Below are 13,865 nucleotides of genomic sequence, written 5' to 3'. Positions count from 1 at the left end.
AGCGGGACATGGGATTCTTTATCGAAACGATGTTGGGCGGCCTGATGACCGGCATGCTGTATTCGCTGGTCGCGCTGGGCTTCGTGCTCATCTTCAAGGCTTCCGGGGTGTTCAACTTTGCCCAGGGGGCGATGGTGCTGGTCGCCGCGCTGGCGATGGCGCGCTTTTCCGAGTGGTCGAACGCGGCGCTGGGCGGCGACAGCCTGTTCCTGGCCAACGTGATCGGCATCATCGGTGCGGGTATCGTGATGTTCGTGGTGGCGTGGACGGTCGAGCGCTTCGTGCTGCGCAAGCTGGTCAACCAGGAAGGGGCGACCCTGCTGATGGTGACCCTGGGTATCGCCTACGTGCTCGAGGGTCTGGGTCAGACCTTCTTCGGCAGCGAGATCTACTCGATCAACGTCGGCATGCCGAAGGACCCGGTGATCATGTTCGAGGGCCTCATCGAGGGCGGCGTCATGATCAACAAGGAAGACTTCATCGCTGCGCTGCTGGCGGCGGTGCTGGTCGGCGGCCTGACCGTCTTCTTCCAGAAGACCTCGGTGGGCCGGGCGCTGCGTGCGGTGGCCGATGACCACCAGGCGGCGCAGTCGGTGGGCATCCCGCTCAACAAGACCTGGGTGATCGTGTGGTGCGTGGCCGGCCTGGTGGCGCTGGTGGCGGGCATCATCTGGGGCTCGAAGATGGGCGTGCAGTTCTCCCTCGTCACCGTGGCGCTGCGTGCGCTGCCGGTGGTGATCCTCGGCGGCCTGACTTCGGTGCCGGGTGCGATCGTCGGTGGCCTGATCATCGGTGTCGGCGAGAAGCTGTCCGAGGTCTATCTCGGACCCTACGTCGGCGGCGGCATCGAAATCTGGTTCGCCTACGTGATGGCACTCATCGTGCTGCTGTTCCGGCCCCAGGGTCTGTTCGGCGAAAAGATCATCAACCGCGTCTGACGGGGAGATAGAACAGTGATTTATCGTGAGAATGGCCAGTTCAAGACGAGCTACCTGGCCGACCAGCAGATCTTCACGATCGCCCAGGACAAGTGGTTCGTCCTCGGTCTGATCGCCTTCGCAGCCATCGGCGTGCCTTTCCTCGCCGACGAGTACCTGTTCCGCGCGGTGCTCATCCCCTTCCTGGTGCTGGCACTGGCGGCGCTGGGGGTGAACCTGCTGGTGGGTTACTGCGGCCAGATCACCCTGGGGGCGGGTGCCTTCATGGCGATCGGTGCCTACGCAGCCTATAACTTCATGGTGCGGGTCGATGGCATGCCGCTGGTGCTGGCGATGCTGCTCGGCGGTGTGGCGGCAGCGGGCTTCGGCATCCTGTTCGGCATCCCCAGCCTGCGGGTGCGCGGCCTGTACCTGGCAGTGGCGACGCTGGCCGCGCAGTTCCTGTGCGACTGGGCCTTCCTGCGCATCGGCTGGTTTACCAACAACTCGGCCTCGGGCTCGGTGTCGGTGGCCAAGCTGGAAGCTTTCGGCTGGGTGATCAACACGCCGGTGGAGAAGTACCTGTTCTGCCTGATCTTCGTGGTGTTCTTCGCGCTGCTGGCCAAGAACATGACCCGCGCCAGCATCGGCCGCCAGTGGATGGCGATCCGCGACATGGACGTGGCCGCGGAGGTGATCGGCATCCGCCCGATGTACGCCAAGCTGTCGGCGTTCGCGGTGAGCTCGTTCTTCATCGGCGTGGCCGGCGCGCTGTGGGGCTTCGTGCACCTGGGTTCGTGGGAGCCGGCGGCGTTCTCGGTCGATCGCTCGTTCCAGCTGCTGTTCATGGTCATCATCGGCGGCATGGGCTCGATCATGGGCAGCTTCTTCGGCGCCGCCTTCATCGTGATCCTGCCGATCTTCCTCAACCAGTTCCTGCCCTTCCTCGGCGGCCTGGTGGGGGTGACGGTGTCGACTGCCGGTATCTCGCACGCCGAGTTCATCATCTTCGGTTCGCTGATCATCTTCTTCCTGATCGTCGAGCCCCATGGCCTCGCCCGCCTGTGGTCGATCGCCAAGCAGAAGCTGCGCCTGTGGCCGTTCCCGCACTGATGCAGCACACCTTTTCGCAGTGCCCATGAAGCATAAATAAGGAGGAGACTCATGAAATTCCGTTCCCTGGCCCTCGCGGCCGCCATCGCCTCGGTGGGCCTGTCGTCCGCCGTGTTCACCCCCGCGGCCCACGCCCAGGCAGCCGAGCAGTACTTCCCGATCCTGGTGTATCGCACCGGCGCCTATGCCGCCAACGGCAACCCGTGGGCAAACGGCTACGTCGATTACCTGAAGCTGGTCAACGCCAAGGGCGGCATCAACGGCGTCAAGGTGTCGTTCGAGGAGTGCGAGACGGGTTACGCCACCGACCGCGGCGTGGAGTGCTACGAGCGCCTGAAGGGCAAGGGCGCGACGGTGTTCCAGCCGCTGTCGACCGGCATCACCTTCGCGCTCACCGAGAAGGCCCCGGTGGACAAGATCCCGCTGATCACCGCCGGCTACGGCCGCAGCGAGTCGCAGGACGGCTCGGTGTTCACCTGGAACTTCCCGCTGCTGGGCACCTACTGGGTTGCGGCCGACGTCGCCATCCAGCACATCGGCAAGTCCTACGGCGGCGTCGATAACCTGAAGGGCAAGAAGATCGCGCTGGTCTATCACGACAGCCCGTTCGGCAAGGAGCCGATCCCCTTGCTGCAGGAGCGCGCCAAGATGCACGGCTTCGACCTGCAACTGCTGCCGGTTGCCCACCCGGGCGTGGAGCAGAAGGCGACCTGGCTGCAGATCCGCCGCGACCGTCCGGACCACGTGCTGCTGTGGGGCTGGGGCGTGATGAACTCGACCTCGCTCAAGGAAGCGCAGGCCACTGGCTATCCGCGCGAGAAGATGCTCGGCGTGTGGTGGGCGGGTGCCGAGCCGGACGTCAAGGACGTCGGCGCCGGCGCCAAGGGCTACAGCGCGCTCACCCTGCAGCACGGTGCCGAGCCGAACTCCAAGGTGGTCAAGGACATCCTCGCCATGGTGCATGACAAGGGCCAGGGCACCGGTCCGAAGGACGAAGTCGGTTCCGTGCTGTACATGCGCGGCCTGATCTCGGCCATGTTGGGGGTCGAAGGCGTCGCCGCCGCCCAGGAGCGCTACGGCAAGGGCAAGGTCATGACCGGCGAGCAGGTGCGCTGGGGCCTGGAGAACCTCAATCTCGACCAGGACAAGCTCGACGGCATGGGCTTTGCCGGCGTGATGCGCCCGGTGCAGACCTCCTGCACCGACCACATGGGTGCGTCGTGGGTTCGCGTCCACACCTGGGACGGCAACAAGTGGGAGTTCAGCTCCGACTGGTACCAGGCCGACGACAAGGTCCTGCGCCCGATGGTGCTCGACGCGGCGAGCAAGTACGCCGCGGAGAAGAACATCCAGCGCCGTACCGCCGAGCAGTGCGCGCAGTAAGTTGAAACGTGCCTCCGCACCCGCGGGTGCGGAGGCCTTTCCGTGGAATCGAAGATGAACGCTCCCAATTCAGCCTTCCTCAGCGTCAACAACATCGAGGTGATCTACAACCACGTGATCCTCGTCCTGAAGGGTGTCTCGCTGTCGGTGCAGGAGGGCAGCATCGTTGCGCTCCTGGGTGGCAACGGCGCCGGCAAGACGACCACGTTGCGTGCGGTCAGCAACCTGCTCAAGGGCGAGCGCGGCGACGTGACCAAGGGTTCGGTGGAGTACAAGGGCGAGCGCGTCGAGGCCCTGACCCCGGCCGATCTCGTCAAGCGTGGGGTGGTGCAGGTCATGGAGGGTCGCCACTGCTTCGGCCACCTGACCATCGAGGAGAACCTGCGTACCGGCGCCTATACCCGCACCGACGGCAAGGCCGCGGTCGAGGAGACCCTGGAAAAGGTCTACAACTATTTCCCACGCCTGAAGACGCGCCGCAACAGCCAGGCGGCCTATACCTCGGGCGGCGAACAGCAGATGTGCGCGATCGGTCGTGCGCTGATGGCCAAGCCCAAGCTGGTGCTGCTCGACGAGCCGTCGATGGGCCTTGCGCCGCTGATCGTGGAAGAAGTGTTCGAGATCGTGAAGGATCTCAACACCAAGGAAAGGGTGAGCTTCCTGCTCGCCGAACAGAACACCATGGTGGCCCTGCGCTATGCGGACTTCGGCTACATCATGGAGAACGGCCGCATCGTGATGGAAGGCGCAGCCAAGGACCTGGCGACCAACGAGGACGTCAAGGAGTTCTACCTCGGCCTGTCCGGCGAGGGACGCAAGAGCTTCCGCGACATCAAGCACTATCGCCGCCGCAAGCGCTGGCTGAGCTGAGCCTGCGGGCGACGCACTTCCTCCATACCGGATCGCGCAAGGATGCCGACATGACTTTTTACGACGATCGCGAAACGCTGCCCGCGGACGCTCGCGAGCGTGCGCTGCTCGCACGCCTCCCCGGCCAGATCGCCCACGCGCGGGCGAGCGCGCCCGCCTTTTCCCGCCTGCTCGAGGATGTTGACCCGGACACCATCATCAGCCGCGAGGCCCTGGCGACGCTGCCGGTGACGCGCAAGTCCGAACTGCTGGAGCAGCAGAAGGCGGCGCGGCCCTTCGGCGGCTTTGCGGCGGTTGGCTGGGGCGCGGCGTGCCGACGCGTGTTTGCCTCGCCCGGCCCTTTGTACGAGCCCGAAGGCGCCCGGCCCGACTACTATCGGCTCGCGCGCGCATTGCACGCGGCGGGTTTCCGCGCGGGCGACCTGGTGCATAACACCTTCTCGTACCACTTCACGCCTGCCGGTTCGATGATGGAGACGGCCGCCCATGCGCTGGGGTGCACGGTGTTTCCGGCCGGGGTGGGGCAGACCGAGCAGCAACTGGCAGCGATTGTCGACCTGCAGCCCAATGCCTACGTGGGTACGCCGTCCTTCCTGCGCATCCTGCTCGAGAAGGCGGACGAGGCCGGCCTGCGGCCGTCCTTCACCAAGGCCTTCGTGTCGGGTGAAGCCTTTCCGCCGAGCGTGCGCGACGCTTTCGCAGCGCGTGGCATCCAGGCCTACCAGGCGTATGCGACCGCCGACATCGGCCTGATCGCCTACGAGACGCCGGCACGCGAGGGCCTGGTGGTCGACGAGGACATCCTGCTCGAGATCGTGCGTCCGGGGACGGGGGATCCGGTGCCCGAGGGCGAGGTTGGCGAGGTCGTTGTGACCACCTTCAACCCCGATTACCCGCTGATCCGTTTTGGTACCGGCGACCTTTCGGCCGTGCTGCCGGGTGCGTCCCCTTGCGGACGCACCAATCTGCGCATCAAGGGCTGGATGGGGCGCGCCGACCAGACGACCAAGGTCAAGGGCATGTTCGTCCATCCGGGGCAGATCGCCGATGTGGTGCGCCGCCACGCCGAGATTCGCCGTGCCCGCCTGGTGGTGGACAACCCCGATCTCAACGACCGCATGACCCTCATGTGCGAGGTGGCCGGTGGTGGCAGCGAAGCGCTCGCAGCCGCCGTGGCCAGCAGCATTCGCGAGCTCACCAAGCTGCGTGGCGAGGTCGCCTTCCTGCCCTCCGGCGCGCTCGCCAACGACGGCAAGGTCATCGACGACGTGCGCGTCTACAACTGACACGGTTGGCTGGCCCCCGTGTCGGAGCGGCGCCAGCCGCGAGCTTTTCGCCGTCCCGCCCAGCGCCCATCGCCTTCAACCCCTCGCGGCTCGCGCCGCTCCTACAGGGGGGCGAGGCGTGTGAGGGGTGCCGTAGGAGCGGCGCCAGCCGCGAGCTTTTCGTCGCACCGCCCAGCGCTCATCGCCTTCAACCCCTCGCGGCTTGCGCCGCTCCTACGGGGGCGAGGCGTGTGCGGGGGGCGTCGGGGCGGCGCCGGTTGGCATAATGCCGGCCTGTCAAGACATCATCACGGATAGATACATGAACCCGGCTCACTCTCCCGCCACGCATGCGCCCCTCGCCGGCGTGCGCATCCTGGATCTCACGCGCTTGCTGCCTGGCCCGCTCGCGACTCAGCATCTGTCCGACTACGGTGCCGAGGTGATCAAGGTGGAGGACACCGGCGCTGGTGACTATGCCCGTACCATGGGTGCGATGGGGGGCGAGACAAGCTTCTTCTACCAGGTGGTCAACCGCAACAAGCGCAGCTTGCGCCTGGACCTGAAGCAGGCCGAGGGCAGGGCGCTGTTCCTGCGGCTGGTCGATGAGGCCGATGTCGTCGTCGAGGGGTTTCGGCCCGGGGTGATGGAGCGCCTCGGCCTCGGCTATGCGGTGCTTGCCGAGCGCAAGCCGGCGATCGTCCTGTGCAGCATCTCGGGCTACGGCCAGACCGGTCCGTATGCCGAGCGCGCCGGGCATGACATCAATTACATCGGCTATGCCGGGGTGCTCGACCAGATCGGTGTTGCGGGCGGTCCGCCCGCGTTGTCGAACCTGCAGATCGGCGATCTGCTGGGCGGTACGATGGCGGCGGCGATGGGTATCATGGTGGCCTTGTTCGATGCGCGCCAGCGTGGCCAGGGGCGTCATGTCGATGTGTCGATGACCGATGCGGCCTTCGCGCACGCGATCTTCCCGCTTGCCGAGGTGCTGGCCAACGGACGTGTGCGGCCGCGCGGCGAGGATCTGCTGGACGGCGGCGTGCCCTGCTATGGCGTGTATGAGACTGCGGACGGCCGCCACATGGCGGTGGGGGCGCTGGAAGAGAAGTTCTGGCACATGTTGTGCGATGCCCTCGAGCGCCCGGACCTGAAGCCCGGCCATCTCGCGGTCGGCGAAGACGGCAAGCGGGTGCGGGACGCACTGGCGGCGATCTTCCGCAGTCGTAGCCAGCAGGCCTGGGTGGCGCTGTTCGACGGTGTGGATTGTTGTGTGACGCCGGTGCTCAGGCTGGAGGAGAGCCTGGAGAATGCCCAGTTGCGCGCGCGGGGTATGGTGATGGAGGTGGGTGGTGTGCGCCAGTTCGGCCCACCTGTCCGTCTCGGTGGCATGCCGCCGGGTACCGCGAGCCCGGCACCTGCGCGCGCGGGTGCCGACACCGATGAGATCCTGGCCGGGCTTGGGCTTGGAGCCGATGAGCGCGCCCGCTTGCGTGCGGCGGGCGTGATCTGACGCTGTTCCGGCTTACTTGTCGGCGGGCGCCTTGCGGCGGCCGCCCCGGGCCGCGGGTTTGGCAGCGCTGTCGGCCGCGGCCTGGGCGTCGTCGGCCTGCGCGTTGTTCATCATGTTCCAGGGCCACATCGCAGCGGCAGCGGCGAAGGGGTTGCTGCCTGCGTTTGCGGCGTTGTCCGGGCCCGGTGCGTCGCTGCCCGCCGCGTGCTGGCTCATTGCCTTCACGGCGGCGATGGCGGCGCGCTGCATCTCGAGGCCCTGGATGCTCATCTGCAGCATGTTGAGGTTCATCTTCAGCCAGCCCTCGACCGCCTTCATGTCGGCGATGCGCTTGTCGAGTTCATCGACATCCAGCGTGGGGGTGACCATGCCGGGCAGCGAGAAGCCCATGCTGTTCCACATGCCGCGAACGAAATCGAGCGGGTCCTGCGCGTTCTGATCCTGAGACATTGCGGCACTCCCTGTGGGTTGAAGGTATGCAGCAATATTAACCGATGCATGAGGAGCGCTGTGCACGGCCGTACGCAACCGCCCCGAAAAGCTCGCGGCTTGCGCCGCGCCTACCGGGGGGGGCGCCGCGGTGTCTGTTCCCGCCGTAGGCGCGGCGCCAGCCGCGAGGGGCTGAAGGCGACATGGCCGAGGTCGTGGCCTTCAGGCCGGTGGCGCGGGGTCGGAGTGCGGTGGTGTCTGGCCTGGGGGCTCGGCCGTCGACAGCAGCCTGTTCATGAGGGCTCGCAGGCGCGCCGGGCGTACCGGCTTGTGCAGGAACTGCGCGCCTTCGGCCTGGATGCGGGCGAGGGTCTCGGCGGGGGCTGCCGTGCCCAGCAGCACGGCTGGGAGCGCCTCGAGGCCGGGGCGGGTGCGGATGTCGGAGACCAGTTGGAGGCCGCTGGCGGCGCCATCGAGGTCGACCAGAAGCAGATTGGGCCCGACGCCGTCGTTGATGAGGGCGTGTGCGTCGTCCGCGCGGCGTGCGGTGATCATGTCGCAGCCCCAGTGCGTCAGCAGATCGGTCAGGGTGCGCTCGGCGGGGACGTCCTCACTCACGAGCAGCACGACAAGGCCGTCGAGGCGGCCGAGTGCGCGGGCGTCGTCATGCGCCCGGGTGGCTTCCGCTGCGGTGCCCGCAGGGACCTCGATGGCGAATACCGATCCGCGGCCGGGGGCGGAGCGCAATTCGACCACGAGCCCGAGCAGGTCGGTCAGCCGGCGTACGATCGCCAGGCCGAGGCCGAGGCCCTTGTCGCGCGCGCGTTCCGGGTTGTCGAGTTGGACGAACTCCTGAAAGATGATGTGCTGCTCATCTGCTGCGATCCCTCGTCCGCTGTCGCGGATTTCGATGCGCAGGCGGGTGCCGCGTCGGCGGCAGGCGATCAGTACGCTGCCTTGATCGGTGTAGCGGATGGCATTGCTGACCAGGTTGGAGACGATGCGCTCGAGCAGGTGGGGGTCGGTGTGGGCACGGCACGGCGGGCAGTGCAGGCGCAGTCGCAGGCCGCGTGCCTGGGCTGCGGCCGAATAGCCGTGTGCGATGCGTTCGAGGCAGGCATGGAGGTCGAAGTGCGTGGGGGCGGGGTTGAGCACCCCGGCGTCGAGGCGGGAAATGTCGAGCAGGCTGTCGAGCAGGCTTTCCATGGCCTCTGCCGACGCCGAGATGCGCTCGGTGATCCGCCGGCTGCGTTGGTCCAGGCCCTGCTGCTGGAGTTCGGAGAGGAACAGCCCCAGCGCATGCAATGGCTGGCGCAAGTCGTGGCTGGCGGCGGCGAGGAAACGCGACTTCGCGAGGTTGGCGCGCTCGGCCTCTTCCTTGCGTGCGCGCAATTGTGCGGTGGCGTCATCGATGCGCTGCGACATGGATGCATGCACGTTGGCCAGCCGTTCGGCCATCTCATTGACGCCCTCTGCAAGCCTGCGCAGGCTGCCACCGCCCTGTACGGGTACCCGTTCGTGCAGCCGGCCCTGGCCAATGCGCTGCACCGTCTCGGCGACGCTGCGGATTGGCCCGGTGACGCTGCGGCTCATGCTGCGCACGAGGAGCAGGCTGCCGAGGGCAACGACAAGGAGCCAGCCGGCACCGATCCACAGGAGTTCGATCTGGCGCTTCTGCAGGCGTTCGAGCGAGAGGTCGACCACGACGGTGCCCATCGGGGGTGGTTGCCAGCTGCTGGCGTTACCCGGTTCGAGCTCCAGGCTGGTGATGCCACCGGTAGCGGGCAGTGCACTCGAGGCGATCGGCTCTACGATGCGCAGCCAGCGTCCAGCGCCATTGTGATGGATCAAGGGGGCCGGCGCGGCCGGCGCCAGCGGCCATTCGGTGGCCGGTTTGCCCGCCGTGGCCAACAGCCTGCCGTCCGCGGCCAGGATCGCGACGCCGAGCACGTCATCGGCGGTGAGCAGGGCGTTGCCCAGCTGTTGCAGTGATTGCAGGTCGCCCGAGAAGACGGCGTACTCGCTTCCTGCCGCGAGTTGGCGGGCGTGGGCTTGCGCGCGGGCGAGCAGGGCTTCGTCGAGGTCCGCCAGCCGCAGGCTGACGTGGGTGGCGGTCATCAGGGTGGCGAGCACGATCGTCGGCATCAGGGCGACGAAGGTGACGCGGGCGCGTACGCCCCAGTTGCGCATCCGCTTCATCATGGCACATTGCCCGCTTCGATGGCTTTCAGTCCGTGGTGCAGGGCCTCGGCACTTGGCAGGTCGAGCCCCAGGGAGCGTGCGACGGTGGTGTTGACTTCGACTTCGTACAGGCCAGGCCTGGCAGGCGGTGGCAGCGCTGCGCCGGCAAGCGTGTGCAGGGCCAGGGTGGCGGCCTCGGTGCCGACCTGGTCCGGGGTCGTGTACAGGCCGATGACCGCGCCCGCTCGCACGAAGGCAGCCGAGTAGCCGAGTACGGGCGAGCGCAGGCGGAAGGCGGTCAGCAGCACGTTGTGCGCAGTGTGCATGTGATAGATGCGGGGGTCCGGCACGGTGATGAGGACGGCGGGTTCGGCCATCGTCGTGCGCAATGCGGTGTAGAGACCACGGTCGTCCTCGATCACGGCGCTGGATACCGAGAGCGCATGCGCCTGGGCGCCTTGTTCGATAGCCTTCGCGAGTTGTGCGCTGTCGGGGCTGGCGATGAGGGCGATGCGATCGTAGTCGGGGAGTGCGAGCCGGACGAGGCCAAGCTGGCGTTCGACAGGTTGGTCGAGGACGATGGCCGTGCGCGGCAGCATGCTGGGGCGTGCCGGCAAGGCTGCGAATGCCTGCTGGGACAGCAGGACGTGAAGCAGCGGGGCGGGCGGGTCGAGCGCGGTCGCAGTCTGCGCGGCGCGGCTGCCGATCGTGATCACCAGGTCGGCTGGCGGGAGCGCTTCGGCGGGGCTGTCGGCGGTGGAGAGGCGGGTCTCGATGTCGACGGCGGCAGGCGCAGCCACCAGCGTGCGCCGCAGGGCGGCGAGCGTTTCCGCGTGGATGCCTTCGTTGCTGCTCGAGATCACGAGGATGCGCCCCGCGGCGAAGCCAGGCGCCGATAGCAGCAGGCTGCACACGACAAGCGCGGCAACGACGACGCTCGCCATCAGCGGGCGCCCGGCAATGCGAATGGAATCAATGGCGCAGCCGCCTGGAGTTGCGCCTTGCGTCATCGTCGCCCGCCTTCGGAGCCCGCGGCAGGTGTCACGTGCCGCGGGCAGGACGGGGCGTTGAGGCAAACTGTCATGGTGCGGCGACGGCTGTGCAGGTAGGGTGGCAAGCTCCCGATTGTCCTCCGTTTCTCGCGTTCGGCATAGGGTTTGCCGGTATGCGGCGTGCTATCCTCGGCGCCCTTGGCCGTGGCCGGCGTAACGCTTGGTGTGGGGTGGAAAGTGACTGCGATCCTGATTGTGGAAGACCATGCGCTGGTGCGCGAAGCGATGGTGCAGGGATTGGGCAGGCTTGGAGCCGGTGTGCGCTGTATCGAGGCGGGCAGTGCGGACGAGGCGCTCGCGTGCCTGGATGCGGAGGGCAGTGTGGACCTGGCGGTTGTCGACCTGATGCTGCCGGAAATGAGCGGGTTCTCCCTGCTTGCGATCCTCGGCAAGCGCTTTCCGGACATGCCGGCCATCGTCGTGTCGGCGATGGATGACGAGGCGTCCGTCCGTCGCGCCATGAAGGCAGGGGCGTCGGGTTTCGTGTCGAAATCGAGTTCCGGCGACACGCTGCTGCAAGCCGTGCGCGAGGTGCTGGACGGCGGCGTGCCCACGCCGCCCCGGTTCGCGCCGGCGGCGCCGACGCCCAGGCGCGCCCGCCCGCTGGCAGAGCAATATGGCCTCACCACGGCTCAGGCGAGGGTGCTCGAGTTGCTCGCGAATGGGTCGACGAACCGGGAGATCGCCGACTCGCTGGGCCTGTCCGAAGGGACGGTCAAGGTGCACATGACAGCCATCTTCCGCGCTCTGGGGGTGGTCAATCGGGCGCAGGCGCTGGTGGCGATCGCCCGCAGCGGAACGCGCCTCTAGCGTCGACTGCGTTCAGTGCGAGCGGCGGTCGCTGTGCGCGAGGCGCAGCGGCATGTCGGCAGCAGGCAGTTGCTCGGACGCTTGTTCGAGATCGTAGAGTCCGGCGTCGTCAACGAAGTCGATTTCCAGGACTTCGAGCACCTGGCGCGCGATTGCGCGGCATGCATTGGCAAGCGGGGTCGGCAACTGCTCGGGGATCTGCTTCTGCAACAGCAGCTTGGATGAAGAGAGCGCGTTGACCGGGCGCAGGATGCGATGCTTGTAGGCGCCCATGAGCTGCGCCACGCTGCGGTCCGCAGCCTCGCGTTGCCAGGCATTGTGCGGCCACTGCGTGGGCACCGCGTAGGCGCGCGGAAACATCTCGAGGTCGCGCGCGACGGTGCGGATGTCCTCGTGCGATTCGCGGAAGGGCAGCAGTACGATGTCGGACAGGGCGTAGAGCTTGCGGTCCATCTCCGTGCGGTTGCCGCCGCCGTCGATGACTCCGATCCAGTCCTCGAGCCCGCGTAGCTTGTCGACGACCTTCGTGAGTGCGTCGCGTGTGCGTGCGTCGGCGATCACATAGCGGCGGCCGGTGGGTACGAGGGGTTCGCGCGATGTGTCTGTGAGCACGCAGGCGGCGCGTTGGCCCAGCAGCCCGAGGCCCTGGCACAGCATGTGCGAAAGCGTGGTCTTGCCTGTGCCGCCCTTGTTGCCGATGACGCAAATGATCTCAGCCATGAATGTCCATCCTGAACTCGGAGTACCCGCGAAGGGATGAGCAGGATTATCGGCCCGCCTGTCAGCCCCCGAGCCCGGAAAAAGCGTGCTTTAGTACCCCCATTTCCGCCTAAGAGGCATGTGGGCGGCTGCTGATCCGGTAGGCATGCAGTCGCGTGCGCCGCCGGTCGTCGACGTCGATGACGAAGTCCGCCTCGCAATCGGGCACCGGGAAGCTGTTGCTCACCAGCAGGCTGCCCGGGCGCATCTCGGCGCAGGCCTTGTGCCATACCGCCGCCATCGGAACGGGGGACAGAAAGGCGTACACGACGTCGTAGTGCGCCCATGAGTGTGCGAAGAGGTCGCTGCGTTCAAGCGTGACGTTGGGCATGCCCGCGCACAGCGCCCTGCCGAGCAGCCAGGGGGCTGGTGCGAGCTCGACGCCGACGAAGCTGCAGTCGGGTCGTGTGCGCGCAAGCGGCCGCAGCAGTGTGCCGGTACCGGCGCCAATGTCGAGCACGCGTGCAGGTTCATCGGGCAGCAGGCGCAGCACGGCCGCTGCGGTGGCGGCGTTGCTCAGATAAAGCGGCACCTGTGTCCGGAAGCTGGTCCAGTAGATCAGCAGCAGTGCGACGAACGCGGCGAGATACCAAGCGGGATCTAGGGCGAGTCGATGCGCCATGACGGCCATCGGCAGGAAGAGCAGGTGGATGAGCAGCCACCAGCGCGCACTGCCGAGCATGCCCGAGGCCAGCGCGGCGATACCGGCCTGGGACAGCACCAGCGGCCACAGGCCGGTGACCAGTCCAGTCCGGGCAAGGGCGTAGGCGCCGGCGCAGCCGGCCAGCTGGGCGACGAGCGCCATTAGGGCTGGTGCGTGTCTGATGGGGAAGGGCACGATCGCAGGCTGGGTGAGCGCCCGGTAGCGGGCGGTAGAGCGCGGATCATAGCCCGCAGAGATCGGGTGAGCTGGCCTGGGGTAAAAAAATTTCAGAAAGTGTTTGACACTTCGTGGGGTGAGCACTATAGTGCGGGGCTTCCCGACGGAGGGATACCCAAGCGGTCAACGGGATCAGACTGTAAATCTGACGGCTCAGCCTTCGAAGGTTCGAATCCTTCTCCCTCCACCAGATGCATCGTGTTGCCAGGTGAAGTTCTGTCCTGATCAACACAAGTGGTTGTAGTGAATCGATTGCAGCTTGCTGCGGCGTGGTAAGTGCGGGTGTAGCTCAATGGTAGAGCAGAAGCCTTCCAAGCTTATGACGAGGGTTCGATTCCCTTCACCCGCTCCAGATGTGCTGCGTTTGTACTGTTTCGGAGCCCTTGTAGCTCAGTGGTAGAGCACTCCCTTGGTAAGGGAGAGGCCACGTGTTCAATCCACGTCAAGGGCACCACTCATTTTCTGCCTGGCCTGGCGCGGCGGCCAATATTGTTGGCTGCCGCACTGGTTTTTCTGGTTCTGATTTTAAGGATAGCGATATGGCTAAGGGTAAGTTTGAGCGGACGAAGCCGCACGTGAACGTTGGCACGATTGGCCACGTTGACCACGGCAAGACCACGCTGACCGCTGCGATCACCACGATTCTGTCGAAGAAGTTCGGTGGTGAAGCGAAGGCCTATGACCAGATCGACG

At 66.7% G+C, this 13,865-nt stretch carries 13 protein-coding genes and 3 tRNA genes; 11 read left to right on the top strand and 5 right to left on the bottom strand.

What is annotated here, in order from left to right; translation table 11 throughout:
- The first annotated feature begins 8 nt into the window (after positions 1-8).
- The 6 genes from P7F68_RS01720 to P7F68_RS01695 all read left to right on the top strand — a co-directional run bounded on the left by P7F68_RS01720 (position 9) and on the right by P7F68_RS01695 (position 7,061).
- Positions 9-938 carry a branched-chain amino acid ABC transporter permease gene (locus P7F68_RS01720; protein ID WP_002944809.1) on the top strand — a complete coding sequence of 310 codons (930 nt, stop codon included), beginning with the start codon at positions 9-11 and terminating at the stop codon, positions 936-938.
- A 15-nt stretch (positions 939-953) separates the two neighbouring features.
- Positions 954-2,030: a branched-chain amino acid ABC transporter permease gene (locus P7F68_RS01715; RefSeq protein ID WP_002944810.1), complete on the top strand. Its 1,077-nt coding sequence runs from the start codon at positions 954-956 to the stop codon at positions 2,028-2,030.
- 51 nt (positions 2,031-2,081) lie between these two features.
- Positions 2,082-3,413, top strand: coding sequence for an ABC transporter substrate-binding protein (locus tag P7F68_RS01710; protein ID WP_277830133.1), 1,332 nt, complete (start codon positions 2,082-2,084; stop codon positions 3,411-3,413).
- A gap of 54 nt (positions 3,414-3,467) precedes the next feature.
- Positions 3,468-4,283 (top strand): ABC transporter ATP-binding protein, encoded by an 816-nt coding sequence (locus P7F68_RS01705; RefSeq protein WP_002944813.1) that lies wholly within the window; start codon positions 3,468-3,470, stop codon positions 4,281-4,283.
- Positions 4,284-4,333: 50 nt separating this feature from the next.
- Positions 4,334-5,569, top strand: a complete 1,236-nt coding sequence (locus tag P7F68_RS01700) for a phenylacetate--CoA ligase family protein (protein WP_270068348.1) — start codon at positions 4,334-4,336, stop codon at positions 5,567-5,569.
- A 301-nt stretch (positions 5,570-5,870) separates the two neighbouring features.
- On the top strand, positions 5,871-7,061 hold the full coding sequence (locus P7F68_RS01695; RefSeq protein WP_277830127.1) for a CaiB/BaiF CoA transferase family protein: 1,191 nt from the start codon (positions 5,871-5,873) through the stop codon (positions 7,059-7,061).
- A 12-nt stretch (positions 7,062-7,073) separates the two neighbouring features.
- Here P7F68_RS01695 and P7F68_RS01690 read toward each other — a convergent pair whose 3' ends face one another.
- The 3 genes from P7F68_RS01690 to P7F68_RS01680 all read right to left on the bottom strand — a co-directional run bounded on the left by P7F68_RS01690 (position 7,074) and on the right by P7F68_RS01680 (position 10,681).
- Complete coding sequence (locus tag P7F68_RS01690; protein WP_277830125.1) at positions 7,074-7,511, bottom strand: PhaM family polyhydroxyalkanoate granule multifunctional regulatory protein; 438 nt, start codon at positions 7,509-7,511, stop codon at positions 7,074-7,076.
- A 201-nt stretch (positions 7,512-7,712) separates the two neighbouring features.
- Positions 7,713-9,689, bottom strand: coding sequence for a hybrid sensor histidine kinase/response regulator (locus tag P7F68_RS01685; protein WP_277830559.1), 1,977 nt, complete (start codon positions 9,687-9,689; stop codon positions 7,713-7,715).
- Entirely contained in the window at positions 9,689-10,681 is a 993-nt protein-coding gene (locus P7F68_RS01680; protein ID WP_277830123.1) for an ABC transporter substrate-binding protein, read from the bottom strand. The genes P7F68_RS01685 and P7F68_RS01680 overlap by 1 nt, the downstream gene beginning before the upstream one ends.
- A gap of 219 nt (positions 10,682-10,900) precedes the next feature.
- Here P7F68_RS01680 and P7F68_RS01675 point away from each other — a divergent pair, with 219 nt between their 5' ends.
- Entirely contained in the window at positions 10,901-11,533 is a 633-nt protein-coding gene (locus tag P7F68_RS01675; RefSeq protein WP_002931542.1) for a response regulator transcription factor, read from the top strand.
- A 12-nt stretch (positions 11,534-11,545) separates the two neighbouring features.
- On the opposite strand, the gene P7F68_RS01670 is transcribed toward P7F68_RS01675, so the two are convergent.
- Together P7F68_RS01670 and P7F68_RS01665 are read right to left on the bottom strand one after the other, a co-directional pair.
- Entirely contained in the window at positions 11,546-12,253 is a 708-nt protein-coding gene (locus tag P7F68_RS01670) for a P-loop NTPase family protein (RefSeq protein WP_277830120.1), read from the bottom strand.
- A 109-nt stretch (positions 12,254-12,362) separates the two neighbouring features.
- Positions 12,363-13,097 (bottom strand): class I SAM-dependent methyltransferase, encoded by a 735-nt coding sequence (locus P7F68_RS01665; RefSeq protein ID WP_277830118.1) that lies wholly within the window; start codon positions 13,095-13,097, stop codon positions 12,363-12,365.
- Between the two features lie 180 nt (positions 13,098-13,277).
- Between P7F68_RS01665 and P7F68_RS01660 the strand changes: the two genes are divergently transcribed.
- From P7F68_RS01660 to P7F68_RS01645, 4 genes are all read left to right on the top strand, one after another.
- A tRNA-Tyr gene (locus P7F68_RS01660) sits at positions 13,278-13,362 on the top strand.
- 88 nt (positions 13,363-13,450) lie between these two features.
- Positions 13,451-13,524: transfer RNA gene (locus P7F68_RS01655), tRNA-Gly, on the top strand.
- 27 nt (positions 13,525-13,551) lie between these two features.
- Positions 13,552-13,626 (top strand) — tRNA-Thr (locus P7F68_RS01650).
- Positions 13,601-13,865: GTP-binding protein (locus P7F68_RS01645; protein ID WP_479683680.1), on the top strand; the 265-nt coding region annotated here is incomplete at its 3' end. The genes P7F68_RS01650 and P7F68_RS01645, both read left to right, overlap by 26 nt.

It is taken from the genome of Thauera mechernichensis (assembly GCF_029588855.1).
In the GTDB taxonomy this organism is placed as follows: Bacteria; Pseudomonadota; Gammaproteobacteria; order Burkholderiales; family Rhodocyclaceae; genus Thauera; species Thauera mechernichensis.
The sequence above is the reverse complement of the archived record's forward strand: the minus strand, read 5'-3'. Positions and strand labels throughout refer to the sequence as shown.

Excerpts from the sequence above, each read along its gene's own strand:
- P7F68_RS01670 (WP_277830120.1), bottom strand. The coding sequence starts at position 12,253 with ATGGCTGAGATCATTTGCGTCATCGGCAACAAGGGCGGCACAGGCAAG.
- P7F68_RS01720 (WP_002944809.1), top strand. The coding sequence starts at position 9 with ATGGGATTCTTTATCGAAACGATGTTGGGCGGCCTGATGACCGGCATG.
- P7F68_RS01710 (WP_277830133.1), top strand. The coding sequence starts at position 2,082 with ATGAAATTCCGTTCCCTGGCCCTCGCGGCCGCCATCGCCTCGGTGGGC.
- P7F68_RS01685 (WP_277830559.1), bottom strand. The coding sequence starts at position 9,689 with ATGAAGCGGATGCGCAACTGGGGCGTACGCGCCCGCGTCACCTTCGTC.
- P7F68_RS01690 (WP_277830125.1), bottom strand. The coding sequence starts at position 7,511 with ATGTCTCAGGATCAGAACGCGCAGGACCCGCTCGATTTCGTTCGCGGC.
- P7F68_RS01705 (WP_002944813.1), top strand. The coding sequence starts at position 3,468 with ATGAACGCTCCCAATTCAGCCTTCCTCAGCGTCAACAACATCGAGGTG.
- P7F68_RS01695 (WP_277830127.1), top strand. The coding sequence starts at position 5,871 with ATGAACCCGGCTCACTCTCCCGCCACGCATGCGCCCCTCGCCGGCGTG.
- P7F68_RS01665 (WP_277830118.1), bottom strand. The coding sequence starts at position 13,097 with ATGGCGCTCGTCGCCCAGCTGGCCGGCTGCGCCGGCGCCTACGCCCTT.
- P7F68_RS01680 (WP_277830123.1), bottom strand. The coding sequence starts at position 10,681 with ATGACGCAAGGCGCAACTCCAGGCGGCTGCGCCATTGATTCCATTCGC.
- P7F68_RS01700 (WP_270068348.1), top strand. The coding sequence starts at position 4,334 with ATGACTTTTTACGACGATCGCGAAACGCTGCCCGCGGACGCTCGCGAG.